Source organism: Streptomyces sp. NPDC007929 (genome assembly GCF_042959065.1).
Classification (GTDB): domain Bacteria; phylum Actinomycetota; class Actinomycetes; order Streptomycetales; family Streptomycetaceae; genus Streptomyces.
The window spans coordinates 251,626-276,251 of record NZ_JBIBKD010000002.1 but is presented as its reverse complement, the minus strand read 5'-3'; the positions used below and the strand labels follow the sequence as shown (position 1 = coordinate 276,251).

Here is a 24,626-nt window from a genome sequence, read left to right as displayed (position 1 = left end):
TCCTCCGGGGTGCTCGTCATCGTGCCTTCAGGGGCGCGGGGCTGTATCACCGCCCCCCGCCCCCCCACGGAACCTGCGGCGACCGATACCACTCCATCCCCAGCGCATCCCACCGCTCGGCCTGCGCAGCAAGCCGCCCCTTGTACCGCTCCCAGTCATGGGAAGCCGCCGACGACCACCCCAACTCGGCAACACCCGGCAGCCGCGGAAACGCCATGAACTCCACCTGCCCGGACTCCTCCAGCGTCTCCGACCACATCGGCGCCTCGACCCCCCGCACCGCGCCCTCCGGCACTCCCGGCAAATACGCCCCGGGATCCCAGTCGTAGGACCGCTTCACCTCGACATACCCCGCCCAGGACAGCCCCAGCGGCGTCTCCTTGGTGTACTTCATGTCGAGATACACCCGGTCCGCCGGAGACAGGATCAGCCCGGTCCCGTTCTGCGCGGCCTTCACCACCCGCGCCTTCTCCTCGGCACCGGTGCCGTCCAGCCCCCAGTACTGCGCCAGAGCCCCCTTCGCCGGGGTCGCCCCGGTCAACTGGTGCCAGCCGACCACCGTCTTGCCGTACTTCGCGACGATCGGCTGCACCCGGTCCATGAACGTCACGTAGTCCTCATGGCTGGTGGAGTGCGCCTCGTCGCCCCCGATGTGGAGGTAGCGGCCGGGCGTGAGCGCGGCGAGCTCCCGGATCACGTCGTCCACGAAGTCGTACGTGATGTCCTTGCCGACGCACAGGGAGCTGAAGCCGACCTCGGTGCCGGTGTAGAGCGGCGGCGCCACGCCGTCGCAGTTCAGCTCGGCGTACGAGGCCAGCGCCGCGTTGGTGTGGCCGGGCAGGTCGATCTCGGGCACGACTTCGAGGTGGCGGGAGCCGGCGTACCGCACGATCTCCTTGTAGTCGGCCTTCGTGTAGAAGCCACCGGGCCCGCCGCCGACCTCCGTGGAACCGCCGTAGGTCGCCAGTCGTGGCCAGGAGTCGATGGCGATGCGCCAGCCCTGGTCGTCGCTGAGGTGCAGATGCAGTTTGTTGATCTTGTACAGGGCGAGCTGGTCGACGTACCGCTTGACCTGCTCGACGGTGAAGAAGTGGCGGGAGACGTCGAGCATGGCGCCGCGCCAGCCGTAGCGCGGGGTGTCCTTGATCGTGCCGCCGGCGACCAGCCAGGGGCCGGGCTGGACGGAGTCCTTCTCGACGGCCGCGGGCAGGAGCTGGCGCAGGGTCTGCACACCGTGGAAGAGCCCGGCGGGGCGGGCGGCGGTGATGGTGACGCCGCCGCGGCCGCTGTCGAGCCGGTAGCCCTCGGCGCCGAACGGCCCGTCGGCCAGGCGCAGCCGGATGCCCCCGGCGCCCTGGGCAGTGACGGGGAGGCGGTAGCCGGTCGAGGGGCGCAGGATCTTGGCGAGGTACTCGCCGACGCCGCGGGTCTCCCGTGATCCGTCGACGCGGATATGGGTGCCGCGGGTGATCCGGTACGGGGTTCCGCCCGGGTCGACCGAGGTGGGCGCGGGGATCACCCGGTCGAGGGGGGTCGGTGTCGCCGCCGGTGCGGGAGCGGCCCCGGTCACCGAGGCGGCCGTCGCGACCAGGAGCAGGGAACCGAGCAGGCGGAGCGTTCTGCGGTGCTGTCTCACACGGCCATCTCTCACAAGCGTGTCCCTTCCACGAGCCGTTGAGCTCCAAGAGGTCTGGACCACTCTCTCGTGAGACGGGTGGAACAATCCAGACCATGGCGGAAATCATCCAGAAGGACGGCACATGGGCCTTCGACGGGGACGCGCTGCGACTGACTCCCGGGCGGGACAAGAACGTCAGTCTGCTGCGCAAGGAGCTGGGTGAACTGAACGTCCCGCTGGGGGCGTTGGCGGGCATCTCCTTGGAGCAGGGCAAGAAGTCGGGGCGGCTCAGGCTCCGGCTGCGCGACGGCGCCGACCCTCTCCTGCACGCCACCGGCGGCAGGCTCGCCGAGCCCCACGACCCGTACCAGCTGATCGTGGAGTCCGACCGCTACGGCGTCGCGGAGTACTTCGTGGACGAGGTCCGCAACGCCCTGCTCCTGGACCAGGTCCCGGCCGGGCCGGTCGACACGTATCTGCTGCCGGGTCCCTCCGTTCCCCTGTCGGTGTCCGCCGGGGACGGCACCGCCGGTTTCGACGGCGAGCGCATACGCCTGGAGTGGAACTGGAAGACGGAGGACGCCAAGGCCGCCGCCGGTGCCCGTTCGCTCGCGCTCGCGGACATCACGGCCGTGGAGTGGCATCCGGCGGCCGGCCTGGAGAACGGCCATCTGCGCTTCACCGTGCGGAACGCAGCCACCAAGGCGCCGCCCAAGTACGACCCCAACGCCGTGGAGCTGTGGGGGTTCAAGAAGGACCCGCTGATGGCGCTGGTCGCGGCTGCGGTCCAGGCCAGGCTTCCGCACCCGGCCCGGGCCGCCGCCCCGCCCGAGGCGCGGGCGCGACCGGAGCTGCCTTCTGACGCGGTCGCGCCCGCCGAGGACGACCACGACGCCCTGCTGCGCCGCCTGCGCGAGCTCGGGGAGCTGCACCGCGCGGGCGTGCTGACGGACGACGAGTTCGCGCTGGCCAAGCAGGCGGTGCTCAAGCGGATGTAGGAGGCCGGATGCAGGAGGGGGCGCTACTTCGCCCGGCGGGCGACGGTGAAGTGGTCGACCTGGTCCCCGCTCTCGGCGATGCCGCGCACCGTGAGCGTGGCCAGGCGTCCCTTCGGCGCGGGGGTGACGTCCACGCGCAGGAAGGAGTAGTCGAGGTAGCGCACCCGGGACCAGGCGACGGTCTCGTTCCGCTTGCCGCCCTTGACGTTGACGAACGAGGCCACGGACTCCACGTCGTGCTCGTTGCCCTCGTACGACAGTGGGGCGCTGAACGCGTAGAGGCCGCGGCCCGCCGCACCGGCCGTCACATAGACCACGCCGTCGGTCTCGGGGTAGGCCGTGCCGCCGATGGGGAGCTTCTTGGCGACCTTGTCCCCCTTGATCACGTCGGTGCGCTCGTACTGGTGGTTGTGGCCGTTGATGACCAGGTCCACGGTGTACTTCTCGAACAGCGGCACCCACTCCTGCCGGACCCCGCCCTCGGAGGCGTGGGAGGTGGAGGTGCAGTAGGCGCAGTGGTGGAAGAACACGACGATGAAGTCGATGTCGTGGGAGGCCCGGTACTTCTTGAGCTGCGTCTCCAGCCACGTGGTCTGGGTGCCGCCTGAGATGCCGAGGTTGGCGGGGATCTCGAAGGAGATGTCGTTGGCGTCGAGGGCGATGATCGCGGTGTTGCCGTGGACGAAGGAGTAGACGCCCGGCAGCTTCCTCTTGTCGGGGCCGTTGTCCGGGAGGGTCCATCGGGCCTGCTCGCCGCCGTAGCCGTTGGGTGAGTACCAGGCCTCCATGTCGTGGTTGCCGTAGGCGGGCATCCACGGCACGGACTTGGCGACGGACTCGGTCTGGGCGAGGAACTGGTCCCAGACGCGCGCGTCGAAGCCGGTGTCGGAGGTCTGGCCGGAGCCGGACGGGTCGGCGTAGGCGATGTCGCCGGCGTGCAGGTGGAAGGCGGGGTTCTGGCCGAGGAGCAGGCTGTTGTTGGCCAGGCCGTGGTAGCCGACGCCCTCGTCGCCGAAGGCCGTGAAGGTGAACGGCGCCTTGTGCGCGGGGGCGGTGGTGAAGGTGCCGAGGGTGCCCAGCAGGTGCGGTTCGGCGGGGTCGAAGCCCTGGTGGCCGACGCCGTAGTAGTACGTCCGGCCCGGCTTGAGGTGGCCCAGCTCGGCGTGGACGTAGTACTGGGTGTGGTTGCCGCTCGCGCCGACACCGGCCGGTGTGAAGAGGGTGCGGACCTCGGCGTCGATCTTGCGGGAGAGGTCCGTGGGGTGGGCGCCGATCCGGATAAAGGGCTTCTTCACAGCGACCGGGACCTGCCAGGAGACGGTCATCTCGGTACGCGGGTCGGTGCCGTAGGCGAGGTGGCGGCCGAAGGGTGCCACCCGGGCGCCGTCGAAGGTCTCGGGTGCGGGGCGGCCGCTCGGGACCGCGCCCCGGGCGGTGGCGCCGGGCACGAACGCGCCCCCCGCGACGGCGCCGAGCGTGACGGCGCCGCCTCGGATCATGGTGCGCCGGGAGAACCTGGCGCGCAGGTATTCGTACTGCTCGGCCATGGTCATGCGGGCGGCGAACCGCTCGGGTACGCCCATACGAGGAGTGTCCATGGCGTCCAAAAATCGACGCCTCGGGCAACGGGATGCCGGACGCCCGGTGGACGCGACACGAACAAGCCCTCATGACACGTTCAACGTTTCCCCCAAAGGCCCTCCTCGGAGGCCCGCCCGGAGTCCACCGAGGGCGCTTGCCCGAAATCGGGCAGAATTCTTGCGAAAGCGTCGCCGGTACCCCAAGATCTAGCGAGTGCACGACGAACTCGTTGATCATCTGACGCGGTCCACCGCCCTCGGGCGGGGCGAGGCGCTGCGTGTGATCCAGGACGTGCTCGCCTACTTCGACGAGACGACCGAGGACTACGTCCGTCGCCGCCACCGCGAGCTCCAGGCCCAGGGCCTGGTCAACGCGGCGATCTTCGAGCGGATCGAGGCGGATCTCAAATATCGCGCGGTGGCCCCGCCGGAGCTCTCGCTCCGGCAGCTGCGGCGCATCGTCTACGGCTAGGAATACGTATATATGTGCGGAATCGTCGGTTACATCGGGAAGCGTGACGTCGCGCCCCTGCTCCTGGAAGGCCTCCAGCGCCTGGAGTACCGCGGCTACGACTCCGCGGGCATCGTCGTCACGTCCCCGAAGACGTCCGGCCTGAAGATGGTCAAGGCCAAGGGCCGCGTCCGCGACCTGGAGGCCAAGGTCCCGGCCCGCTTCAAGGGCACCACCGGCATCGCCCACACCCGCTGGGCCACCCACGGCGCCCCCTCCGACGTCAACGCCCACCCGCACATGTCGGCCGACAACAAGGTCGCGGTCGTGCACAACGGCATCATCGACAACGCCTCCGACCTGCGCCGCAAGCTGGAGGCGGACGGCGTCGAGTTCCTCTCCGAGACCGACACCGAGGTCCTCACCCACCTCATCGCCCGCGCGCAGGCGCCCAAGCTGGAGGACAAGGTCCGCGAGACCCTCCGGCTCGTCGAGGGCACGTACGGCATCGCCGTCATGCACGCCGACTTCCCCGACCGGATCGTCGTCGCCCGCAACGGCTCCCCCGTCGTCCTCGGCATCGGCGAGAAGGAGATGTTCGTCGCCTCGGACATCGCCGCGCTGGTCGCCCACACCCGCCAGATCGTCACCCTCGACGACGGCGAGATGGCCACCCTGAAGGCCGACGACTTCCGCACCTACACCACGGAGGGCACCCGTACCACGGCCGAGCCCACCACCGTGGAGTGGGAGGCCGCCTCCTACGACATGGGCGGCCACGACACCTACATGCACAAGGAGATCCACGAGCAGGCCGACGCCGTGGACCGCGTGCTGCGCGGCCGCATCGACGACCGCTTCTCCACCGTGCACCTGGGCGGCCTGAACCTGGACGCCCGCGAGGCCCGGCGGATCCGCCGCGTGAAGATCCTCGGCTGCGGCACCTCGTACCACGCGGGCATGATCGGCGCCCAGATGATCGAGGAGCTGGCCCGCATCCCCGCCGACGCCGAGCCCGCCTCGGAGTTCCGCTACCGCAACGCGGTCGTCGACCCCGACACCCTCTACGTCGCCGTCTCCCAGTCCGGTGAGACCTACGACGTGCTGGCCGCCGTGCAGGAGCTCAAGCGCAAGGGCGCCCGCGTCCTCGGCGTGGTGAACGTGGTCGGCTCGGCGATCGCCCGCGAGGCGGACGGCGGCATCTACGTGCACGCCGGGCCGGAGGTCTGCGTCGTCTCCACCAAGTGCTTCACCAACACCACGGTGGCCTTCGCGCTGCTCGCCCTGCACCTGGGCCGCACGCGTGACCTCTCGGTCCGGGACGGCAAGCGGATCATCGAGGGCCTGCGCAAGCTGCCCGCCCAGATCGCCGAGATCATGGAGCAGGAGGAGGACGTCAAGAAGCTGGCCCAGCAGTTCGCCGAGGCCCGCTCGATGCTCTTCATCGGCCGTGTCCGGGGCTACCCCGTGGCCCGCGAGGCCTCCCTGAAGCTCAAGGAGGTCTCGTACATCCACGCCGAGGCCTACCCCGCCTCGGAGCTCAAGCACGGCCCGCTGGCCCTGATCGAGCCGGCCCTCCCGACGGTGGCGATCGTCCCCGACGACGACCTGCTGGAGAAGAACCGCGCCGCCATGGAGGAGATCAAGGCCCGCAGCGGCAGGATCCTCGCGGTGGCCCACCAGCCCCAGGAGAAGGCCGACGAGACGATCGTCGTCCCGAAGAACGAGGACGAACTCGACCCCATCCTGATGGGCATCCCCCTCCAACTCCTCGCCTACCACACGGCGCTGGCACTCGGCCGCGACATCGACAAGCCGAGGAACCTGGCAAAGTCGGTGACGGTGGAGTAGAGACCCACCCTGCGGCTCCGCCGCGGAGGCGCTTCAGGGGCGCGGGGCCGTATCGATCTGCGGCTCCGCCGCGTGGGCGCTCTTTTTGGGGGCGCGGGGAACTGCGCGACAAGCCCCCACGATCCCGCACAGGCCGATGAGCGCAAACGGACCCCCACGTGCTGCCACCAAAGCACAGGGGGTCCGTTCTCATCGCCGGGAAGCCGCCCAACTCCCCAGCCTGCGCAGCTAACCGGTGGCCGTCACGCCCCGGCCCGCAGCGCGTCGCGGAATCGCCGTGGGCCAGTGCGCCAGCGCCGCGGTCGCCGCATACCAGGCCACCGCCCCCGCCGCGACGGCGAACCAGCCGCCCACCTTCACGAGCCCGTCGTTGCCGGCGAAACTCGCGATCGCCATGAGCAACAGGGCGACGAAGAACAGCCCGTACACGCCCTGACCGAGCTGATCCCCGCCCGCGAGCGTCAGGGACAGCGCGACGAGGGCGAACAACAGCAGGAACAACCCCGCCGCGTTGCCGGACGCGGTGTCGGACACGGCCCAGGTGAACCACAGCGCCCCGAGTACCGAGAACGCCGTACCACCGGCGGCGTCACCCTCCCGCAGGGCCACCAGCCCCGCGACGAAGAGCGCAATGCCGCCCACGTACTGGGCGATTGACGCGGCGTCGGCCGCCGTCACGCCGTCGATCAGAGCGGTATGCCCCAGCCCGAAGGCCAACAGGGTGATTCCCAGGGCGAGTCGACCGGCCACGGTCGTGATTCCGCTTCCCGCGGAGACGTCTTTGTCCACGGCGGGGCTCCCTTCGTGCATGTGCAGTTGTGCGGTGCCCCGTATATGCCCTTCACAAGGGCACAAACACCTCTACGCGCGAGTAGTTTTACGGAACGCACAGGGGATTCGCGCAGTGCACAAGGGAGTTGCCGTAGGAGACCGCTCCCGCGCGAGCCTCAGGGAATGACGATGACGGGCCGCTGCGCCCGCTTGGCGAGCCGCCCGGCGACCGAGCCGAAGAGGCGCCCGACGAGGCCGTGGGTGGAGCCGACAACGATCGCGTCCGCCTCGTACTCCCGGCCGACCTCTTCGAGTTCGTGGCAGATGTCGCCGCCGCGCTCGACGAGGATCCAGGGCACCTCGGAGAGGTAGTCCGCACAGGCCAGCTCAAGACCCAGCACCTCGGTGCGGTGGTCCGGCACGTCCACGAAGACGGGCGGCTCGCAGCCCGCCCACACCGTGGTCGGCAGCCGGTTGGCGACGTGCACGATGATCAGGCCCGATCCGGAGCGATGGGCCATGCCGATCGCGTACGCCAGGGCGCGCTCACTGGACGTGGAGCCGTCGAAGCCGACGACGACCCCGTGCTTGAAGGCGGGATCGCAGGAATGGCGTGGCTCTTCCGCCGCCAGGGGCTCGGCCGCCGTGGGATCGGCGACGGGCCGCTTGCGGTCCGCGGGTTCGAAGAATTCGTGACCGGCCATGGCTGTCTCGGCGTTGTGATCCTTATACGGGAGGGACAACAGTGTGCGGCGGAGCTGTGTCCGGGAATGGTCTTCCCAACCCCATACCCCCAAGGGTACGGCGGCACGCCTCCTTAGCCCAGATCCCGCTCACGGTGCGTGCGGGTTCCAGGGAGCATGCACGAGGCACCGCCCGTAACGCAATGGTTGCTGTGGCGTACAGGCGGTTTGCACGGGATTCACTCACCCGTGGCACGTGGGCCGATCCGGGGCGCCAGTGACCGACGCCCCGGCCACGCGTTGAACCGCGTGAGTCACGCCACAGGGAGCTCCCATGTCCGCACCACACCCCGCCGCCGAGGCGGATCGCGCGACCCCGCCGCCGCGGGACACCGCGACGGATGTGGTTCGCTGGGCCGCCTTCAGCTGCCTGCTCGTCCCGGTGGTGCTCCTCGGCTACGGCGCCTCCCTGGCCGGTGCCGCCGGCACCGCCCTCGGGCTCGCGGCTGTCACGGGTGCCTGCCGGGTGCTGCTGCGCCAGTCCGAGCGCGGCGCGGCCCGGCTCGCGGCCGAGGACCGGGCACCCCACCGGGGCCGGCGCCACCGCACCGGAACGGGGTCTCACCGTGGCGGACGGCACACCGGAGGGGATACACCGGTCGGCTGACCGGTTTCCGTGCACGCGCGCGTCGGTTTTCAGCCAACTTCTCGCCCCGGCGTGTCCCCCTGTCCGACCACCCCCCAACCCCCGTTCGACCTGCACGGAAAGGACCTCAGGGGGTCTGCGCACCCTACGTGGATTGGCCACCGCGACAAGGCGCACTTCCCTGCACGCCCCACGAGTGCAACGCTTCGTGATCGAATGCTTCACGCCAAGTTGCCAAGTCGACAATGTGCCGAGTGCCTAACCGGCCACTTCGGCACGACGGCACACAGTAGATTCGATCTTGACTGTCTACGGCGGGGGACTCGTGCAGGACCGAGGGGAAACGTGCAGGAGCGACACAACCGAGGAGCCGCGACCACCGAGGGGGGCTTAGCAGTATGAGCCACGACTCCACCGCCGCGCCGGAAGCCGCGGCCCGGAAACTCTCCGGGCGACGCCGCAAGGAGATCGTCGCGGTGCTGCTGTTCAGCGGCGGCCCCATCTTCGAGAGTTCCATACCGCTGTCGGTGTTCGGGGTTGACCGCCAGGACGCCGGCGTACCGCGCTACCGACTATTGGTGTGCGGGGGCGAGGACGGCCCGCTGCGGACCACAGGGGGCCTCGAACTCACCGCACCACATGGCCTGGAAGCGATCTCACGCGCGGGCACGGTCGTCGTACCGGCCTGGCGTTCGATCACTTCTCCGCCACCGGAGGAGGCGCTCGACGCGCTGCGCCGTGCCCACGAGGAGGGTGCCCGCATCGTCGGGCTGTGCACCGGCGCCTTCGTCCTCGCTGCGGCCGGCCTGCTGGACGGCCGCCCCGCGACCACCCACTGGATGTACGCACCGACGCTGGCCAAGCGCTATCCGTCGGTGCACGTGGACCCGCGTGAGCTGTTCGTCGACGACGGCGACGTGCTGACGTCGGCGGGCACGGCCGCGGGCATCGACCTGTGCCTGCACATCGTGCGCACGGACCACGGCAACGAGGCGGCCGGGGCCCTGGCGAGGCGGCTCGTCGTGCCGCCGCGCCGCAGCGGCGGGCAGGAGCGCTACCTCGACAGGTCTTTACCAGAGGAGATCGGCGCCGACCCGCTCGCCGAGGTCGTCGCCTGGGCGCTGGAGCACCTCCACGAACAGTTCGACGTGGAGACGCTGGCGGCACGCGCGTACATGAGCAGGCGTACGTTCGACCGCCGCTTCCGCTCGCTGACCGGGAGCGCTCCGCTGCAGTGGCTGATCACGCAGCGGGTCCTCCAGGCGCAGCGCCTGCTGGAGACGTCGGACTACTCGGTGGACGAGGTGGCGGGGCGCTGCGGCTTCCGGTCGCCGGTGGCCCTGCGCGGGCACTTCCGCCGTCAGCTGGGCTCGTCCCCGGCCGCGTACCGGGCCGCCTACCGTGCCCGGCGTCCGCAGGGCGAGCGGCCACAGGACACCGAGAGCGCGCCCGGCGGTCCCGGGCCCGGGATGCAGGGCCACCCCGGCCACCCGGGGCACCATCCCGGCCCGCCCGGCCAGGGGCCCGCCCCGCTGCACCCCGAGCACCCGGTCCCGATGCAGTCCCGCCGTACCGCGGCGGCGAGTGCGGTCGGCCAGTCGCCGGCCCTGTCGGCCAGCCTGCCCGGGCAGCGCAGCGCACCGTGATCGGGTAGCGCCGTGATCAGGTAGCCGGGGCCCGCGGGGAGCATGTCCGCCCGCGGGCCCTTCGGCTTTCCCGGTACGGGCGGCCCGGCCGGGGGCGGCGGGCCGTAAGGTTAGACACATGAACGATCGCATGGTGTGGATCGACTGCGAGATGACCGGCCTCTCGCTGTCGGACGACGCGCTCATCGAGGTGGCCGCCCTCGTGACCGACTCCGAGCTGAACGTGCTCGGCGAGGGCGTGGACATCGTCATCCGGCCGCCGGACCAGGCGCTGGAGACGATGCCGGACGTGGTGCGTCAGATGCACACCGCCTCCGGGCTGCTCGAGGAGCTCCCCGGCGGCACGACGCTGAAGGACGCCGAGGACCAGGTCCTCGCGTACGTGAGGGAGTTCGTCAAGGAGCCCGGCAAGGCCCCGCTGTGCGGGAACTCCGTCGGCACCGACCGCGGCTTCCTGCTGCGCGACATGGCGACGCTGGAGAGCTACCTCCACTACCGGATCGTCGACGTCTCCTCGATCAAGGAGCTGGCGCGCCGCTGGTACCCGCGGGCGTACTTCAACAGCCCGCAGAAGAACGGCAACCACCGGGCCCTCGCCGACATCCGCGAGTCGATCGCGGAGCTGCGCTACTACCGCGAGGCCGTCTTCGTCCCCCAGCCCGGCCCCGACTCCGACACCGCGCGGACGATCGCCGCGAAGCACGTCCTGCCTGCTCAGTAGGCAGGACGGGGGCCCGTCGACGGGCCCGGAGAAAGCCGGGCGCGAGCACCCCTTCGGACCCTGTACACTTTTTCTCGGCCGGTCGGGGACATCACTGATCTCCAAGCCGGTCATGGTGGGTGTAGCTCAGCTGGTAGAGCACCTGGTTGTGGTCCAGGATGCCGCGGGTTCGAGTCCCGTCACTCACCCTGAATGATCAAGGGCTGACCTGGTAAAACAGGTCAGCCCTTGATCTTTGTAGAGGGCCTCTTCCTCATGTCCGGACGTTCAGTCCTCGCCGGACACGATGGATCACCTCCTGGGCGTCGGCCCCGTACACCGCGGACTCCTGAAGTGTCCGCCACACCCGCAGATAGGACGCCACGGACTCCGCGTCGTCGAGCCATATCTCCGCGTGCCAGTCCTCCGCGATCACCAGCCGCTCGTCGAGGACCCAGAAGCCGTTCGCCGTGGGGATGCGCAGCGACGCGCCGAGCGGGACGACGCCCAGTTCCACCGTGTCCAGCCCGATGGTCCCCATGAGCCGGTCCAGTTGGGCGGCGAGCACCGCGGGTGTGCAGACGAGCGCGTGCAGGGCCGCCTCCCACACCAGAGCATGGAAGCGGCGACCCCGCTCGTACAGCCACGCCTGGCGCCGCATGCGGGAGCGCACTGCAGCGTCGGTGTCGCGCACGGTGCCCTGAAGGTCGGCGTAGCGCAGGAAGATGGCCCGCGCGTAGTCGGCTGTTTGCAGCATGCCGGGGACGACGGCCTCCTCCCAGGCGTAGATGGCCCGGGAGCGGTCGACCTCGATGTTCCAGCTGTCCTGCACGGGCCGGTGCCCGGCGGCGAGCTGCCGCCGCCAGGATCGGATATGTGACTCGAAGCCCTGGAGTCTGGCGGCGAGTTCCGGGAAGGTGTCGGGCCGGCCGACAGCATCGGCCCAGGCCCGCAGGTCGTCGCTCGTCGCGGTCTGCCGACCGCCCTCCAGCTTGTAGACCTTGGAGTGCGGCCAGCCGAGCCGCTCGGCAAGCACGGTACCGGTGAGGCGCCCGTCAGGCGTGGCCAGGCGCAGCTCACGCAGGCGCATGCCGAGCGCCTCACGGGCCTGCTGATAGTCCGTGCTCACCGGCGCTGGGTCAGCCCTTCGTGTCGAGCTGGGACGCGAACTCGTCATAGGGGACGGAGGCGTGCACGGCCGCGTCGCGTACCTGGCAGTAGCGCAGCACCTCGGCCGGTTCGGTGATGATCTCGACGTCGTGAAAGACGTCCTCGTCATCGAAGCGCAGGATGGCCACCAGGCGCGAGTCGAAGATCCAGAAGTCCTCGCCGGGCAGGTGCGCCCGCTCGGCGTCCTCTCGCCACAGGTTCCGAACGTTCTCGCCGGTGGCCGCGTTGCACCGGGCGTAGGACAGCAGGAACAACTGCCCCTCGGTCGGCGGGTTGTCCACGACGCGCACCCGCCCGACGTGCTTGCCCGCCTCGGTCTGCCGACGGATGTTCCGGCACCAGTCGCTGTCGAGGTCCTGCGGGGCCTGCCCGGTCTTGAGGAACTCGGCGTATCCCTGGTCATCGCGGTCGGAGGCGTAGCCGCGCCGGGTCTCCAGGTGCCAGGCCGAGTGCTCGAAGTGGTGGAACAGCCGGCCGAACTCCTCCAGGCTGATCAGCTTGGGCACGCGGTTCATCTCCTTGGGGCCGTGGTTGACGAGCAGCTCGCGAGGGACGACCACCGCGGCGTCGCCGGGGCCGAAGTGCCTGAGCTGCGCGACATCTTCGGGCTCGGTGAGGGGGCGCCCTTGCACGATGATCTCGCCGCTGTCGAGGTCCTCGTGTACGGCGGGACAACCGCCGTTCTTGCTGTCGGTGCCGTTGAACCGCAGTCGCCGCATGACTTCTCCCTGCCGCTGATGGGTGTCGTCTTCAGCATCGCCACGCCTCGGGCGCCGCACTACTCGGCACAGCCCGCTTCGTGAGACCACACGAGAACATTCGAGCAGCCCCCGAGAACATTCGAGAACATCGCATGGCGCACGTCAACACCGCCTCCGTACGGTCCGGTTCATGACCGAAGCACGCGCGACGGACCTCGCCCCGTTCACCGCCATGGAGTCCCTCGGAGCCGCTCGGTACGGAGTCGGCGTCCGCCGGTGATACAGCTCTCCGCCCGCCCGGTGAGTCCCGCGAAGAACCCCGGCCCGGGTGGAGCCTTCCCCAACCGCCACCAGCGAAGGAGATCACTGTGAGCGTACCTCCGAACCCCGGCCCCGGCCCGACGCCTCCAGACGCCCTGCCGGAGCTCGCGCGCATGCTCATCACCGACGTGCGCTTCACCAGCTGCCGCAGCACGGTGATGGACGCCAACCCGGACATGGCAGAGGAGATGGCCGGCCGCATCGTCGACGAGGCCCTCAAGTTCGTCGCGGCCTGCTCGCGCAACCCTGGCGTCGGCCTGGCCCCGTCGCGGATCGTGGACGAGGGCTGGCACGCCCTGATCCTGCACACCGCGATGTACGCCGAGCTGTGCGAGCAGCTCGGTGGCCGGTTCGTGCACCACTTCCCGGGCTACGACCCCACCAGCTACGACCCGCCGATCCTCGACCGGACCCGCGAGAAGATCGCGGAACTCGGGTGGGAGACGGACGCCGAACTGTGGGGGCCGCCGTCCGACCAGACCGTGGCGTCGGTGGCGGCGAAGTGCCAGCACGCCCCGGAGTGCACGATCGTCGTGCAGCCGAAGCCGAAGAAGCCGGGCGTGGCGTAGCCTGCCCGCGTGAAGGGAGGTGCCGTGTCCGAGTCCGAATGGATCGACCCGCGCTACGCGGAGTTGGTAGCCGCGTGGCAGCGCACTCAGCAGCCGACCACGCGTGACCCCCAGGAGCCGCGACCTGTACGGGGATTCGTCATCCCCCGCAAGCCCTGACCCGATCCGCACCGCGCGCAGTCTGACCCTGACGCACCAACAATGATCAGCGCGCCGGTCGAGGGCGTGTCGGGCGGTCGGGGCTACCGTCGTGGCATGGACGGTTCACGCCCGGGATGGGCCGCGTGTGTGCTCAGCGGGGCGGTGTTCGCCGTCTGCATGGCCGGTACCACGCTGCCCACTCCCCTCTATCCCCTCTACCAGGACAAGTTCGGCTTCTCCGAGCTGACGGTCACCGTGGTCTACGCCCTGTACGCCTTCGCCGTGATCGGGGTGCTGCTGCTGGTCGGCAACGCCTCGGACGCCGTGGGCAGGCGCCCGGTGCTGCTGTGCGGCCTGGGCTTCGCCGCGCTGAGCGCCGTCTGCTTCCTGAGTGCCACCGGGCTCGGCTGGCTCTACGCGGGACGGCTGCTGTCGGGCCTGTCCGCCGGGCTGTTCACCGGGGCCGCCACGGCGTACGTGATGGAGCTGGCGCCCGAGGGCGGTGCCTCCCGGGCCACGTTCGTGGCGACGGCGGCCAACATGGGCGGGCTCGGCTGCGGCCCGCTGCTCTCCGGGCTCCTCGCCCAGTACGCCTCCTGGCCGCTGTACCTGCCGTTCGTCACCCACCTGGCGCTCGTGGCCGTCTCGGCCGCCGTCCTGCTGCGGCTCGCGGAGACGGTACGGGAGCGGCAGCCGCTGCGCGCCGTACGACCGCAGCGTCCTGTCCTGCCGCCGCAGGTGCGCGCGGTGTTCGGGCCCGCCGCCACCGCCTCCTTCGTCGGGTTCGCACTGTTCGGGGTGTTCACCTCCGTCAGCCCCGCCTTCCTCGTGGAGTCCCTGGACGTCGACGACCACGCCGTGAGCGGTCTGATCGTCGCGCTCGCGTTCTTCGCCTCGACCGCCGGGCAACTCGCGGTCGGCCGGGTCGGTGTACGGCGCTCCCTGCCGCTGGGGTGCGCCGGGCTCCTCGCCGGGCTCGCTCTGCTCGCCGGCGCGCTGCGGTGGGACCAGATGGCCCTGCTCGTCGCCAGCGCGCTCGTCGGCGGCATCGGGCAGGGCCTGGCCTTCCGCGGCGCCCTGTCCGACGTGGCCGCGGCCTCGCCCGAGCACCAGCGGGCGGCGGTGATCTCGACGCTGTTCGTCGTGGCGTACACGGGCATCTCCGTCCCCGTCATCGGCGTCGGCCTGCTGACCGAGCCGATCGGGCTGGAGGGCGCGGGGCTGGTGTTCATCGCCTGCATGGCCGTCCTGGTGGTGACGGCGGCGGTGTACCTCCTGCGACGACCGGCACCGGCCCGGGTGTGAGGGCCATGGCTGAGCTGGTGGAACGGGTCGACGAGCGGGACCGGGTCATCGGGGTCGTCGACCGGGACGAGGCGATCCGCGAGGGCTGGGCGCACCGGGTCGCGACCACGGTGTGCCGTGATCCGCGGGGGCGCGTCCTGGTGTGTCGCAGGCCGGATCACGTGTCGCGGTTCCCGGGGCACCACGACTGGCTGATCGGCGGGGCCGTAGACGTCGGCGAGTCCTACGAGGAGGCGGCGGCCCGGGAGCTGGCGGAGGAGCTGGGCGTCCGGGCGCGGGTGCGGTTCGTCTTCAAGTTCCTCTGTCCAGGGGCCATCAGCCCCTACTGGCTCGGCGTGCACGAGGCCGTCGTGACGCAGCCCCTCGCCCCTGACCCGTCCGAGATCGCCTGGCACGGCTGGTTCGGCGAGGCGGAGTTCCAAAAGGTGATACGGGAGCGGCTGTTCGTGCCCGACGGGCTGGAGGTGCTGCGGCGCCGCCCCGGTCTCGGTCCGCGGAGCGGCGTCACGTCGTAGCCGACTCCCCCTCCCCCGGGGGTCGTTGACTCATGACGACGACCGGGACACCAGCTCCGTGGCCAGGACCATCTGGCGGCGCTCCAGGCCCCGGGACGCCAGCGGGCGGCGGTCGGCGACCTCGGTGAGCAGGAGGTCTATCATCCGGCGGCCCATCTCCTCGATGGGCTGGCGGACGCTGGTCAGCGGGGGTTCCATGTGGCGGGCGATGGCGGAGTCGTCGTAGCCGACGAGCGCCACGTCCTGGGGGATGCGGCGGCCCGCGTCGAGCAGGGCCCGGCGGGCGCCGGCCGCGGTGACGTCGGAGGCGGCGAAGACCGCGTCGATGTCGGGGTGGCGCTCCAGCAGGGCCGCCATGGCCCGGTGCCCGCCCTCCTCGGTGAAGTCCCCCGCCTCGATCAGCCCCTCGTCCACCCCGAGGCCGGCGTCGCTCATGGCCTCGCGGTAGCCGTCGACCCGGCGCTGGGCACCGTAGACGTCGAGGCGGCCGGTGATGTGGGCCACCCGGCTCCGGCCCCGGGACAGCAGGTGCTCGACGGCCTGGCGGGCACCGCCGTAGTTGTCCGAGTCGACCGACGGCAGCGTCTCCGCCGACGAGCGCGGGCCGCTGATCACCGCCGGGATCTCCAGCTGGGCCAGCAGGTCGGGCAGCGGGTCGTCCGCGTGCACGGAGACCAGCAGCACGCCGTCCACGCGGTGGGCCGCCAGGTACTGGGCGAGCCGGGCGCGCTCCCGGTCGCTGCCCGCGAAGATCAGCAGCAGCTGCATCTCCGTGTCGGACAGCGCCGATCCGACGCCCTTCAGCATGTCCGAGAAGTACGGTTCCGCGAAGAACCGGGTCTCCGGCTCGGGGACGACCAGCGCGATCGCGTCCGTACGGTTGGCCGCGAGGGCGCGGGCCGCGGTGTTGGGGACGTAGCCGAGCTCCGCGACCGCCGCCTCGACGGCCGCGCGGGTCGCGTCGCTGACCCGGGGCGAGCCGTTGATCACCCGCGAGACGGTGCCGCGTCCGACACCGGCGCGCGCCGCCACCTCTTCGAGGGTGGGCCGGCCACCACTTCGGCCCCGCGCTCCGTGGGTTGCCATGGGCTCCGCCTTCCCGTCCACTCCCGCACACTGCGACTGGCCTGGAATTTAACAGGCTCGTCAGCTGTGACGACCTTCGCCGAGGGCTCGTCGCCCCGGCCCCTCCGCTTCGCCGGCGGAACCGGCGCGTCCGGCACCCCGACTGGCTTGATACCTCCGGTCCGGGCTCCAATCGGTCCCGGTCCGGGTCCAGTTAACAGCCCGATAACTGAACGCATCTCTCCCTGTCCGGTCCCTTGACACCCTCGCCGCGACCGGGGACTCTTCAACACATCACTGGTGGGAGCGCTCCCACACTACCTGACACATACACAACCCGCACGTTCCCCGCCCGAGCCTTAAGCGCGTGAAACGGTCCGACATGCAGTTGGCCGGGGGGTCGGCACGTCAGGGCAACAGGAGGACGACATGCGCACGAGTACCCGCCGGTCCCGCCGGCTGATGGCCCTCGCGGCCGCGGCCGCGCTGACGACAGGGCTGCTCGCCGGCTGCGCCGAGGACTCGGACGACAGCTCATCCGACGAGGGCGGGGGCAACGGCGGTGGCAAGACCACCCTCACCGTCGGCACCTTCGGCACCTTCGGCTACAAGCAGGCCGGTCTCTACGACGAGTACATGAAGCTCCACCCCGACATCACCATCAAGGAGAATGTCACCACCCGTACCGACGTCTACTGGCCGAAGGTCCTCACCCGTCTGCAGGCCGGCTCCGGTGCCGACGACATCCAGGCCATCGAGGTCATGAACATCACCGAGGCCGTGGAGACCCAGGCCGACAAGTTCGTCGACCTCGGCAAGGAGGTCGACAAGTCGCAGTGGCTGGACTGGAAGAACGCCCAGGCCACCACCAAGGACGACAAGCTGATCGGGCTCGGCACCGACGTCGGCCCGATGGCGATCTGCTACCGCAAGGACCTGTTCGCCAAGGCCGGCCTCGAGACCGACCGCACCAAGCTCGCCGAGCAGTGGAAGGGCGACTGGGGCAAGTACGTCGACCTGGGCAAGCAGTACATGAAGAAGGCGCCGAGCGGCACCAAGTTCGTGGACTCGGCGTCCTCGGTCTACAACGCGGCCCTCGGTGGCGAGCCCGAGCGCTACTACCAGACGGACGGCACCGTCACCTGGGACAAGTCGGCCAGCGTCAAGAAGGCCTGGAACGTCGCCATGGACGTGGCGTCCAGCGACATGTCGGCGAAGCTGAAGCAGTTCGACAAGCCGTGGGACCAGGGCTACGCGAACGGCTCCTTCGCCACGGTGGCCTGCCCGGCCTGGATGATCGGCTACATCCTGGAGAAGTCCGGTGACTCCGGCAAGGGCAAGTGGGACGTGGCGGCCGCGCCGACCGCGGCCAACTGGGGCGGCTCGTTCATCGGTGTGCCGACGTCGGGCAAGCACCAGAAGGAGGCCATCGCGCTGGCGAAGTGGCTGACCGCGCCCGAGCAGCAGGCGAAGGTGTTCGCCAAGCAGGCGAGCTTCCCGTCGACCCCGTCGGCGTACTCGGCCCTGAAGCCGGCGGCCGCCACCACGGAGTACTTCTCGAACGCGCCGATCACGCAGATCTTCTCCGACTCGGCGAAGACCATCCCGTCGCAATACTTCGGGATCAAGGACCAGGCGATCAACACGGCGCTGACCGACATCGGCATCCTTCAGGTCGAGCAGAAGGGCAAGAGCCCTGAGGAGGGCTGGGACGCGGCGTCCGAGGAGATCAAGGACGTGCTCGGCCAGTGACCAGGTCCAAGCAGGCTCTCGCGCATCACGCGTCGAGCGCCGAAGCCGCGCCCGGTGACCAGCCGGGCGCGGCCGGCCGCGCTCAGGGTCGTGGTACACCCCCGCCGGGGAAGGACTCCTGGCGCAGCCGGCTGTACCGCTGGGACATGAAGGCGTCGCCGTACGCGTTCATCGCGCCCTTCTTCATCGTCTTCGGGGCGTTCTCCCTCGTCCCGCTGCTCTACACGGCCTGGTACTCGCTGCACAACGTGCAGCTGTCCAACCTGGACGGCCAGACCTGGACCGGCCTGGACAACTACCAGAACCTGCTGTCCTCGGACTTCTTCTGGAACGCGCTGGGGAACACCTTCACCATCGGTGTGATCTCCACGGTGCCGCAGTTGCTGATCGCGATCGGGATGGCGCATCTGCTCAACTACAAGCTACGCGGCTCGACCGTGTGGCGGGTCGTGATGCTCACCCCGTACGCCACCTCGGTGGCGGCGGCGACGCTGGTGTTCGTCCTGCTGTACTCGTGGGACGGCGGCATGATCAACTGGGTGCTGGAGTTCGTCGGCGTGGACCCGGTGAACTGGCGTGAGTCCGACTGGGGTTCGCAGTTCGCGGTCTCGTCGATCGTGATCTGGCGCTGGACGGGCTACAACGCGCTGATCTACCTCGCCGCAATGCAGGCCATCCCGGCCGACCTCTACGAGTCGGCGGCGATCGACGGCGCCAACCGCTGGCAGCAGTTCCTGCACGTGACGATCCCGCAGTTGCGGCCGACGATCCTGTTCACGGTGGTCGTCTCCACGATCGGCGCGACCCAGCTCTTCGGTGAGCCGCTGCTGTTCGGCGGGGTGTCCGGCTCCAAGGGCGGCTCCGAGCACCAGTACCAGACGCTCGGTCTGTACATGTACGACCAGGGCTGGATCATCGGCAACCTCGGCAAGGCGTCCGCCATCGCCTGGACGATGTTCCTGCTCCTGCTGATCGTCGCCGTGATCCAACTGCTGGTGACCCGACGGCTGAGGAAGTCCCAATGAGTACAAGCGAACTGGCCTCCCCTCAGACACCGAAGGCCGCTGGGACCGCCGCGTCCAAAGCCTCCGGGCCGCGACGCGAACGCCCCCGGGTGATGGGCGCCGGCAAGCAGCTGCACGCCGGCCCGCTCACCTATCTCGTACTGACCGTGTTCGCGCTGGTGTCGCTGGCCCCGCTGGTGTGGACGGCGATCGCGGCCTCGCGCACGGACCGGCGGCTCGCGGAGACCCCGCCGCCGTTGTGGTTCGGCGGCAATCTGTTCAAGAACATGGAGCGGGCGTGGGAGGAGGGCGGGCTCGGCACCGCGATGTTCAACACCACGTTCGTCGCGGCCACGATCACCATCAGCACGGTGCTCTTCGCCACGCTCGCCGGTTTCGCCTTCGCCAAGCTGCGGTTCCGTTTCTCCGGTGTGCTGCTGATGCTGACGATCGGCACCATGATGATCCCGCCGCAGCTGGCGGTCGTACCCCTCTATCTCTGGATGGCGGACCTCGGCTGGTCGAACCAGCTCCAGACGGTCATCCTGCCGACCCTGTGCACGGCCTTCGGTACGTTCTTCATGCGTCAGTACCTGCTCCAGGCGCTGCCGACCGAGCTGATCGAGGCGGCGCGGGTGGACGGCGCGAGCAGTCTGCGGGTCGTCTGGCACGTGGTCTTCCCGGCGGCGCGGCCCGCGATGGCCGTGCTCGGTCTGCTGACCTTCGTGTTCGCCTGGAACGACTTCCTGTGGCCGATCATCGCGCTGAACCAGGAGAACCCGACCGTCCAGGTCGCCCTCAACTCCCTCGGCACCGGCTACGTCCCCGACCAGGCGGTGATCATGGCGGGCGCCCTGCTCGGCACACTGCCGCTGCTGATCGCCTTCCTGCTGTTCGGCAAGCAGATCGTGGGCGGCATCATGCAGGGCGCCGTCAAGGGCTGATCCTTCCCCGGGGGCCGGGTCAGCGCCGCTCCGGCCCCTCTTCTCTCCTCCCCTTCCCCCCCTCCATGTCCGGTCTCCTCGACCCCCTTTGGGAGCGCTTCCATGCCTGACTCCGAGTACCCGGCCACTCCGGTGACCTTTCCCCCCGCCTTCCTGTGGGGCGCGGCGACGTCCGCGTACCAGATCGAGGGTGCGGCGCGGGAGGACGGCCGTACGCCGTCGATCTGGGACACCTTCAGCCATACGCCGGGCAAGACGGCCGGTGGCGAGACCGGTGACATCGCTGTCGACCACTACCACCGCTACCGCGACGACGTGGCGCTGATGGCGGAGCTGGGCCTGGGTGCCTACCGCTTCTCCATCTCGTGGTCGCGGGTGCAGCCGACCGGGCGGGGCCCGGCCGTGCAGAAGGGCCTGGACTTCTACCGGCGGCTGGTGGACGAGCTGCTGGCCAAGAGCATCAAGCCGGCCGTGACGCTCTATCACTGGGACCTGCCGCAGGAGCTGGAGGACGCGGGCGGCTGGCCGGAGCGCGACACGGCGTACCGGTTCGCGGAGTACGCGCAGATCGTCGGCGAGGCGCTGGGCGACCGGGTGGAGCAGTGGATCACGCTCAACGAGCCGTGGTGCAGTGCGTTCCTGGGGTATGCCTCCGGGGTGCACGCCCCGGGCCGTACGGATCCGGTGGCCTCGCTGCGTGCGGCGCACCATCTGAACCTGGCGCACGGGCTGGGCGCGTCCGCGCTGCGCTCGGTGATGCCGGCCCGCAACACCGTCGCCGTCAGCCTCAACTCCTCGGTGGTGCGGCCGCTTTCGCAGGACCCGGCGGATCTGGCGGCGGCCCGCAGGATCGACGACCTGGCCAACGGCGTGTTCCACGGGCCGATGCTGCACGGCGCCTACCCGGAGTCGCTGTACGTGGCGACGGCGGGCCTCACGGACTGGGACTTCGTGCTGGACGGCGACCTGGAGCTGATCAACCAGCCGCTGGACGCGCTGGGCCTCAACTACTACACGCCCTCGCTGGTCTCGGCGGCGGACGCGTCGGCTCGGACGCCGCGTGCCGACGGCCACGGGGCGAGCAGCCACTCCCCGTGGCCGGCGGCGGACGACGTCGCCTTCCACCAGACGCCCGGCGACCGTACGGAGATGGGCTGGACGATCGACCCGACCGGTCTGCACGAGCTGATCATGCGTTACACCCGGGAGGCGCCGGGCCTGCCGCTGTACATCACGGAGAACGGCGCGGCCTACGACGACAAGATGGACTCCGACGGCCGGGTGCACGACCCGGAGCGGGTGGCGTATCTGCGGGGCCATCTGTCGGCGGTCCGCCGGGCGATCGCGGACGGCGCGGACGTGCGCGGCTACTTCCTGTGGTCCCTGATGGACAACTTCGAGTGGTCGTACGGCTACGGCAAGCGCTTCGGCGCGGTCTATGTGGACTACGCGACGCTGGAGCGCACGCCGAAGACGAGCGCCCTGTGGTACGGCCTGGCGGCGCGGACCGGGAAGCTCCCCGAGGCGGACGCGGTCTGACCGACGGGGGAACCGGGGGTGGGGCGCGGCACGATTAGGGGAGTGCCGCGCCCCTCGGGTCTGCCGTGCTCAGAGGGTGCCAGGCGCGGCGAGCCACTGAGTCGACTGCCCGGTGACCGACGCGATGGTCTCGAAGTCGTTGTCGTAGTGCAGGAGGGTGAGTCCCTGAAGCTCGGCGGTCGCGGCGACGAGCAGGTCCACGGCGCCGGCGGAACGATGCTTTCCCTTCTCGGTGAGTTCTCGCTGCACATCCCACCCGCGTGTCATCGCCCGATCATCGAGGGGAGCCCAGCCGAACAGCGCGTCCAGGTCATGGACGATCTGGGCCCGGTCCTCGGCGTTCCTGGCGCTGTACAGAAACTCGACCTCGGTCAGCGGACACCGCGCGATCACCCCTTCCTTCAGGGGCTTCTCCCAGAGTCCCCGGGCGGGCTGCTTCAGGATGCGGACCAGGGCGCTGGTGTCGATGAGGTAGGTCGCCGCGCTCATCGGCGATAGCTCTCTTTCTCCAGCAGCTCGTCAAAGTCACCGGCGTCCGCCCGTGCCGCGAGTCTGGCCAGCGCGAGGGCTCGCTTCTTGCGCTCGACGCCTTCTCTGAGAGCAGCGTTGACCGTGTCCTTCTTGGTCTTGGTCCCGAAGACTATGGCCGCTTCGGCCAGCAATTCCTCGTCGATGTCGATCAACGTCTTGGTCATGACGAACCTCCAGGATATCCGATCAGGAATTCAGTATATCCACAGGACGTCAGTACCCTCGGGATGCCGCCGGGGCCGGGCTCAGCCCTTGTTGGCGCCCAGGGTGAGGCCGCTGACGAACTGGCGCTGGAGCACGAAGTACACGATCAGGGTCGGGATCGCGGTGAGCAGGGCTCCGGCGGCGACCAGGTTGGGGTCGGTGAAGTACTGACCGGAGAGGTTGTTCAGCGCTGACGTGATCGGCATGTTCTCGCCGGTGGAGATGAGGACGATGGCCCAGAAGAAGTCGTTGTAGATCCAGATGGAGAGCAGGGTGGCCAGGGCGGCCATCGCGGGCTTGCACAGGGGCAGCACGATCTGCCAGTACAGGCGCCAGACGGAGGCGCCGTCGACCAGTGCGGCCTCGGTGAGTTCGTGCGGCAGGGAGCGCATGTAGTTGCTCAGCACGAAGGCGCAGAAGCCGGACTGGAACGCCACGTGGATCAGCACCAAGCCGAGCGCGGAGTCGTAGAGCTTGCCGCTCATGGTGATGCCGGGCAGGTCGATGAGCAGGTACAGGCGGTACAGCGGGGTGATGATGACCTGCTGGGGCAGCAGGTTGCCGGCCGTGAACACCAGCAGGAGGAACAGGTTGACCCGGAAGTCGAAGCGGCTGACGTAGAAGGCGACCATCGACGACAGCAGCAGCGTCAGCAGTACGGCCGGGACGGCGATCAGCAGGGTGTTGCCGAAGTAGTGCACCATGTCCGACTGCTGGAAGGCGTCGGTGAAGTTGTCGAAGGTGAGCTTGTCCGGCCAGGAGACATAGCCCTTGGTGCTGGTCTCCGCGTACGGCCGCATCGCCGCGAGCAGCGCCCACAGCAGGGGGGCGAGCCAGGCCAGGGCGGTGACGACGAGGAAGGTGTGCAGCAGGATCCGGGCGGGGCGGATCGGGGTGCGCTGCCCCCGCGGGCCGCTCAGGGTGCTCATGCGCGCCGCTCCTTCCGGAAGGTGGCGATCAGATACGGGATGATCACCGCGAGCGAGATCACCAGCAGGACGACGGCGATCGCGGAGCCGTAGCCGATGCGGCTGGACTCGCCGATGATGTTGTTGGTGACCAGGATCGACAGCAGTTCGGTGCCCTGGGCGCCCTTGTTGAAGACGAAGACCAGGTCGAACGCGCGCAGGGCTTCGATGATCGTGACGACCAGGACGACGGTGTTGGTGGGCCGCAGGGTGGGGAAGACGACGTTCTTGAACGTCTGCCACTCGTTGGCGCCGTCCAGGGCGGACGCCTCGCGCAGGGCGGGGTCGACGCTCTTCAGGCCTGCCAGGTAGAGGATCATCATGTAGCCGGCGTGCCGCCAGGACGCGGCGATGAGGATCGCCCAGAGGTTGAGGTCCGGATCGCCGATCCAGTCGATGTAGTGGCCGGGCTTGTTGGCGCCGATGACGCTGTTGATCAGGCCGGTGTCCGGGTTGTAGATCAGCTGCCAGACGAACCCGATGACCGCGAGCGACATCACGACCGGCAGGAAGAACGCGGTCTGGTAGACGCGGCTGAAGCGGATCCTCTTGTCCAGTTGCACGGCGAGGAACAGGCCGAAGGGCGTGGGCAGCACGATGAGCACCACGAACCAGATCACGTTGTGCTCGACGGCGGGCCAGAACTGCGGGTTGCTGGTGAACAGTTCACGGAAGTTCCGCAGGCCGACCCATTCGATGGAGTCGAAGCCGATGCCGTCCCAGGTGGTGAAGGCCAGCGCGATGGAGGCCAGCGCTGTCAGCCACACCAGGGCGACGTGCAGGATCGTGGGCACGCCCGCCATGAGGCCGAGCGTGAGGCGGTCGCGGCGGGTGAGCAGCCGTCGGTGCCCGTGGGGCGTCGTGGCGGGCGGGTGCGTGGGGGCGGGCCCCGGGGCCGGCGGGGTGGCCGGCTCCGGAGCCTTCGCGGGGGTGGCGGTCATGTGGGGATCCGA

General features: G+C 69.8%; 25 protein-coding genes and 1 tRNA gene. 15 read left to right on the top strand and 11 right to left on the bottom strand.

Annotation, left to right across the window (positions count from 1 at the left end):
• Positions 1-46: 46 nt before the first annotated feature.
• Entirely contained in the window at positions 47-1,636 is a 1,590-nt protein-coding gene (locus ACFZDE_RS06085) for a family 20 glycosylhydrolase (RefSeq protein WP_391197830.1), read from the bottom strand.
• A gap of 95 nt (positions 1,637-1,731) precedes the next feature.
• Here ACFZDE_RS06085 and ACFZDE_RS06080 point away from each other — a divergent pair, with 95 nt between their 5' ends.
• On the top strand, positions 1,732-2,616 hold the full coding sequence (locus tag ACFZDE_RS06080) for a DUF4429 domain-containing protein (RefSeq protein ID WP_391197828.1): 885 nt from the start codon (positions 1,732-1,734) through the stop codon (positions 2,614-2,616).
• Positions 2,617-2,639: 23 nt separating this feature from the next.
• On the opposite strand, the gene ACFZDE_RS06075 is transcribed toward ACFZDE_RS06080, so the two are convergent.
• Positions 2,640-4,199: a fibronectin type III domain-containing protein gene (locus ACFZDE_RS06075; protein ID WP_391197826.1), complete on the bottom strand. Its 1,560-nt coding sequence runs from the start codon at positions 4,197-4,199 to the stop codon at positions 2,640-2,642.
• A 211-nt stretch (positions 4,200-4,410) separates the two neighbouring features.
• On the opposite strand from ACFZDE_RS06075, the gene ACFZDE_RS06070 reads away from it, so the two are divergent.
• Entirely contained in the window at positions 4,411-4,668 is a 258-nt protein-coding gene (locus ACFZDE_RS06070; RefSeq protein WP_391003329.1) for a hypothetical protein, read from the top strand.
• A 12-nt stretch (positions 4,669-4,680) separates the two neighbouring features.
• Positions 4,681-6,498 (top strand): glutamine--fructose-6-phosphate transaminase (isomerizing), encoded by a 1,818-nt coding sequence (gene glmS / locus ACFZDE_RS06065; RefSeq protein WP_350703698.1) that lies wholly within the window; start codon positions 4,681-4,683, stop codon positions 6,496-6,498.
• Between the two features lie 228 nt (positions 6,499-6,726).
• Here glmS and ACFZDE_RS06060 read toward each other — a convergent pair whose 3' ends face one another.
• The gene (locus tag ACFZDE_RS06060; RefSeq protein ID WP_391003326.1) at positions 6,727-7,287 is read right to left on the bottom strand and encodes a GPR1/FUN34/YaaH family transporter; all 561 of its coding nucleotides are present in this window, start codon (positions 7,285-7,287) and stop codon (positions 6,727-6,729) included.
• A 158-nt stretch (positions 7,288-7,445) separates the two neighbouring features.
• Positions 7,446-7,973, bottom strand: a complete 528-nt coding sequence (locus ACFZDE_RS06055; protein WP_391003324.1) for a universal stress protein — start codon at positions 7,971-7,973, stop codon at positions 7,446-7,448.
• A 313-nt stretch (positions 7,974-8,286) separates the two neighbouring features.
• On the opposite strand from ACFZDE_RS06055, the gene ACFZDE_RS06050 reads away from it, so the two are divergent.
• The 4 genes from ACFZDE_RS06050 to ACFZDE_RS06035 all read left to right on the top strand — a co-directional run bounded on the left by ACFZDE_RS06050 (position 8,287) and on the right by ACFZDE_RS06035 (position 11,153).
• Positions 8,287-8,619, top strand: coding sequence for a hypothetical protein (locus tag ACFZDE_RS06050; RefSeq protein ID WP_031102628.1), 333 nt, complete (start codon positions 8,287-8,289; stop codon positions 8,617-8,619).
• A gap of 377 nt (positions 8,620-8,996) precedes the next feature.
• A complete protein-coding gene (locus ACFZDE_RS06045; protein ID WP_391003321.1) occupies positions 8,997-10,244 on the top strand; it encodes a helix-turn-helix domain-containing protein in 1,248 nt (415 codons plus the stop codon).
• A 118-nt stretch (positions 10,245-10,362) separates the two neighbouring features.
• On the top strand, positions 10,363-10,965 hold the full coding sequence (orn, locus tag ACFZDE_RS06040; RefSeq protein ID WP_391197823.1) for an oligoribonuclease: 603 nt from the start codon (positions 10,363-10,365) through the stop codon (positions 10,963-10,965).
• Between the two features lie 115 nt (positions 10,966-11,080).
• Positions 11,081-11,153 (top strand) — tRNA-His (locus tag ACFZDE_RS06035).
• 65 nt (positions 11,154-11,218) lie between these two features.
• Here ACFZDE_RS06035 and ACFZDE_RS06030 read toward each other — a convergent pair.
• Both ACFZDE_RS06030 and ACFZDE_RS06025 read right to left on the bottom strand, forming a co-directional pair.
• Positions 11,219-12,073, bottom strand: coding sequence for a Scr1 family TA system antitoxin-like transcriptional regulator (locus ACFZDE_RS06030; protein WP_391003317.1), 855 nt, complete (start codon positions 12,071-12,073; stop codon positions 11,219-11,221).
• A 10-nt stretch (positions 12,074-12,083) separates the two neighbouring features.
• Positions 12,084-12,833 carry a DUF6879 family protein gene (locus ACFZDE_RS06025; protein ID WP_391197821.1) on the bottom strand — a complete coding sequence of 250 codons (750 nt, stop codon included), beginning with the start codon at positions 12,831-12,833 and terminating at the stop codon, positions 12,084-12,086.
• A 416-nt stretch (positions 12,834-13,249) separates the two neighbouring features.
• On the opposite strand from ACFZDE_RS06025, the gene ACFZDE_RS06020 reads away from it, so the two are divergent.
• The 4 genes from ACFZDE_RS06020 to ACFZDE_RS06005 all read left to right on the top strand — a co-directional run bounded on the left by ACFZDE_RS06020 (position 13,250) and on the right by ACFZDE_RS06005 (position 15,666).
• Entirely contained in the window at positions 13,250-13,705 is a 456-nt protein-coding gene (locus ACFZDE_RS06020) for a glycine-rich domain-containing protein (protein WP_391003391.1), read from the top strand.
• A gap of 24 nt (positions 13,706-13,729) precedes the next feature.
• Positions 13,730-13,864: a hypothetical protein gene (locus ACFZDE_RS06015; RefSeq protein ID WP_391003313.1), complete on the top strand. Its 135-nt coding sequence runs from the start codon at positions 13,730-13,732 to the stop codon at positions 13,862-13,864.
• A gap of 96 nt (positions 13,865-13,960) precedes the next feature.
• Positions 13,961-15,151, top strand: a complete 1,191-nt coding sequence (locus ACFZDE_RS06010) for an MFS transporter (protein ID WP_391003311.1) — start codon at positions 13,961-13,963, stop codon at positions 15,149-15,151.
• Positions 15,152-15,156: 5 nt separating this feature from the next.
• The gene (locus ACFZDE_RS06005; RefSeq protein ID WP_391197818.1) at positions 15,157-15,666 is read left to right on the top strand and encodes an NUDIX domain-containing protein; all 510 of its coding nucleotides are present in this window, start codon (positions 15,157-15,159) and stop codon (positions 15,664-15,666) included.
• 30 nt (positions 15,667-15,696) lie between these two features.
• Here ACFZDE_RS06005 and ACFZDE_RS06000 read toward each other — a convergent pair whose 3' ends face one another.
• On the bottom strand, positions 15,697-16,752 hold the full coding sequence (locus ACFZDE_RS06000; RefSeq protein ID WP_391003307.1) for a substrate-binding domain-containing protein: 1,056 nt from the start codon (positions 16,750-16,752) through the stop codon (positions 15,697-15,699).
• A gap of 408 nt (positions 16,753-17,160) precedes the next feature.
• On the opposite strand from ACFZDE_RS06000, the gene ACFZDE_RS05995 reads away from it, so the two are divergent.
• From ACFZDE_RS05995 to ACFZDE_RS05980, 4 genes are all read left to right on the top strand, one after another.
• Positions 17,161-18,483 carry an extracellular solute-binding protein gene (locus ACFZDE_RS05995; RefSeq protein WP_391197815.1) on the top strand — a complete coding sequence of 441 codons (1,323 nt, stop codon included), beginning with the start codon at positions 17,161-17,163 and terminating at the stop codon, positions 18,481-18,483.
• Positions 18,480-19,508: an ABC transporter permease subunit gene (locus ACFZDE_RS05990; protein ID WP_391197812.1), complete on the top strand. Its 1,029-nt coding sequence runs from the start codon at positions 18,480-18,482 to the stop codon at positions 19,506-19,508. The genes ACFZDE_RS05995 and ACFZDE_RS05990 overlap by 4 nt, the downstream gene beginning before the upstream one ends.
• Complete coding sequence (locus ACFZDE_RS05985; protein ID WP_391197811.1) at positions 19,505-20,431, top strand: ABC transporter permease subunit; 927 nt, start codon at positions 19,505-19,507, stop codon at positions 20,429-20,431. The genes ACFZDE_RS05990 and ACFZDE_RS05985 overlap by 4 nt, the downstream gene beginning before the upstream one ends.
• 102 nt (positions 20,432-20,533) lie before the next feature.
• A complete protein-coding gene (locus tag ACFZDE_RS05980; protein WP_391197808.1) occupies positions 20,534-21,970 on the top strand; it encodes a GH1 family beta-glucosidase in 1,437 nt (478 codons plus the stop codon).
• Positions 21,971-22,039: 69 nt separating this feature from the next.
• Here ACFZDE_RS05980 and ACFZDE_RS05975 read toward each other — a convergent pair whose 3' ends face one another.
• The 4 genes from ACFZDE_RS05975 to ACFZDE_RS05960 all read right to left on the bottom strand — a co-directional run bounded on the left by ACFZDE_RS05975 (position 22,040) and on the right by ACFZDE_RS05960 (position 24,614).
• The gene (locus ACFZDE_RS05975; RefSeq protein ID WP_391197805.1) at positions 22,040-22,459 is read right to left on the bottom strand and encodes a PIN domain-containing protein; all 420 of its coding nucleotides are present in this window, start codon (positions 22,457-22,459) and stop codon (positions 22,040-22,042) included.
• Positions 22,456-22,665 carry a type II toxin-antitoxin system VapB family antitoxin gene (locus ACFZDE_RS05970; protein WP_391197802.1) on the bottom strand — a complete coding sequence of 70 codons (210 nt, stop codon included), beginning with the start codon at positions 22,663-22,665 and terminating at the stop codon, positions 22,456-22,458. Before ACFZDE_RS05970 ends, ACFZDE_RS05975 begins: the two co-directional genes overlap by 4 nt.
• Before the next feature lie 81 nt (positions 22,666-22,746).
• Positions 22,747-23,634 carry an ABC transporter permease subunit gene (locus ACFZDE_RS05965; protein ID WP_391197799.1) on the bottom strand — a complete coding sequence of 296 codons (888 nt, stop codon included), beginning with the start codon at positions 23,632-23,634 and terminating at the stop codon, positions 22,747-22,749.
• Positions 23,631-24,614 carry an ABC transporter permease subunit gene (locus ACFZDE_RS05960; protein ID WP_391003293.1) on the bottom strand — a complete coding sequence of 328 codons (984 nt, stop codon included), beginning with the start codon at positions 24,612-24,614 and terminating at the stop codon, positions 23,631-23,633. The genes ACFZDE_RS05965 and ACFZDE_RS05960 overlap by 4 nt, the downstream gene beginning before the upstream one ends.
• Between the last annotated feature and the right edge of the window lie 12 nt (positions 24,615-24,626).

What these genes read in the sequence shown, in the direction of transcription:
- ACFZDE_RS06080 (WP_391197828.1), top strand. Translation starts at nt 1,732, where the DNA reads ATGGCGGAAATCATCCAGAAGGACGGCACATGGGCCTTCGACGGGGAC.
- ACFZDE_RS06075 (WP_391197826.1), bottom strand. Translation starts at nt 4,199, where the DNA reads ATGGGCGTACCCGAGCGGTTCGCCGCCCGCATGACCATGGCCGAGCAG.
- glmS (WP_350703698.1), top strand. Translation starts at nt 4,681, where the DNA reads ATGTGCGGAATCGTCGGTTACATCGGGAAGCGTGACGTCGCGCCCCTG.
- ACFZDE_RS06055 (WP_391003324.1), bottom strand. Translation starts at nt 7,973, where the DNA reads ATGGCCGGTCACGAATTCTTCGAACCCGCGGACCGCAAGCGGCCCGTC.
- ACFZDE_RS06050 (WP_031102628.1), top strand. Translation starts at nt 8,287, where the DNA reads ATGTCCGCACCACACCCCGCCGCCGAGGCGGATCGCGCGACCCCGCCG.
- ACFZDE_RS06045 (WP_391003321.1), top strand. Translation starts at nt 8,997, where the DNA reads ATGAGCCACGACTCCACCGCCGCGCCGGAAGCCGCGGCCCGGAAACTC.
- orn (WP_391197823.1), top strand. Translation starts at nt 10,363, where the DNA reads ATGAACGATCGCATGGTGTGGATCGACTGCGAGATGACCGGCCTCTCG.
- ACFZDE_RS06025 (WP_391197821.1), bottom strand. Translation starts at nt 12,833, where the DNA reads ATGCGGCGACTGCGGTTCAACGGCACCGACAGCAAGAACGGCGGTTGT.
- ACFZDE_RS06020 (WP_391003391.1), top strand. Translation starts at nt 13,250, where the DNA reads ATGCTCATCACCGACGTGCGCTTCACCAGCTGCCGCAGCACGGTGATG.
- ACFZDE_RS06010 (WP_391003311.1), top strand. Translation starts at nt 13,961, where the DNA reads ATGGACGGTTCACGCCCGGGATGGGCCGCGTGTGTGCTCAGCGGGGCG.
- ACFZDE_RS06005 (WP_391197818.1), top strand. Translation starts at nt 15,157, where the DNA reads ATGGCTGAGCTGGTGGAACGGGTCGACGAGCGGGACCGGGTCATCGGG.
- ACFZDE_RS06000 (WP_391003307.1), bottom strand. Translation starts at nt 16,752, where the DNA reads ATGGCAACCCACGGAGCGCGGGGCCGAAGTGGTGGCCGGCCCACCCTC.
- ACFZDE_RS05995 (WP_391197815.1), top strand. Translation starts at nt 17,161, where the DNA reads ATGCGCACGAGTACCCGCCGGTCCCGCCGGCTGATGGCCCTCGCGGCC.
- ACFZDE_RS05985 (WP_391197811.1), top strand. Translation starts at nt 19,505, where the DNA reads ATGAGTACAAGCGAACTGGCCTCCCCTCAGACACCGAAGGCCGCTGGG.
- ACFZDE_RS05980 (WP_391197808.1), top strand. Translation starts at nt 20,534, where the DNA reads ATGCCTGACTCCGAGTACCCGGCCACTCCGGTGACCTTTCCCCCCGCC.
- ACFZDE_RS05975 (WP_391197805.1), bottom strand. Translation starts at nt 22,459, where the DNA reads ATGAGCGCGGCGACCTACCTCATCGACACCAGCGCCCTGGTCCGCATC.
- ACFZDE_RS05970 (WP_391197802.1), bottom strand. Translation starts at nt 22,665, where the DNA reads ATGACCAAGACGTTGATCGACATCGACGAGGAATTGCTGGCCGAAGCG.
- ACFZDE_RS05965 (WP_391197799.1), bottom strand. Translation starts at nt 23,634, where the DNA reads ATGAGCACCCTGAGCGGCCCGCGGGGGCAGCGCACCCCGATCCGCCCC.
- ACFZDE_RS05960 (WP_391003293.1), bottom strand. Translation starts at nt 24,614, where the DNA reads ATGACCGCCACCCCCGCGAAGGCTCCGGAGCCGGCCACCCCGCCGGCC.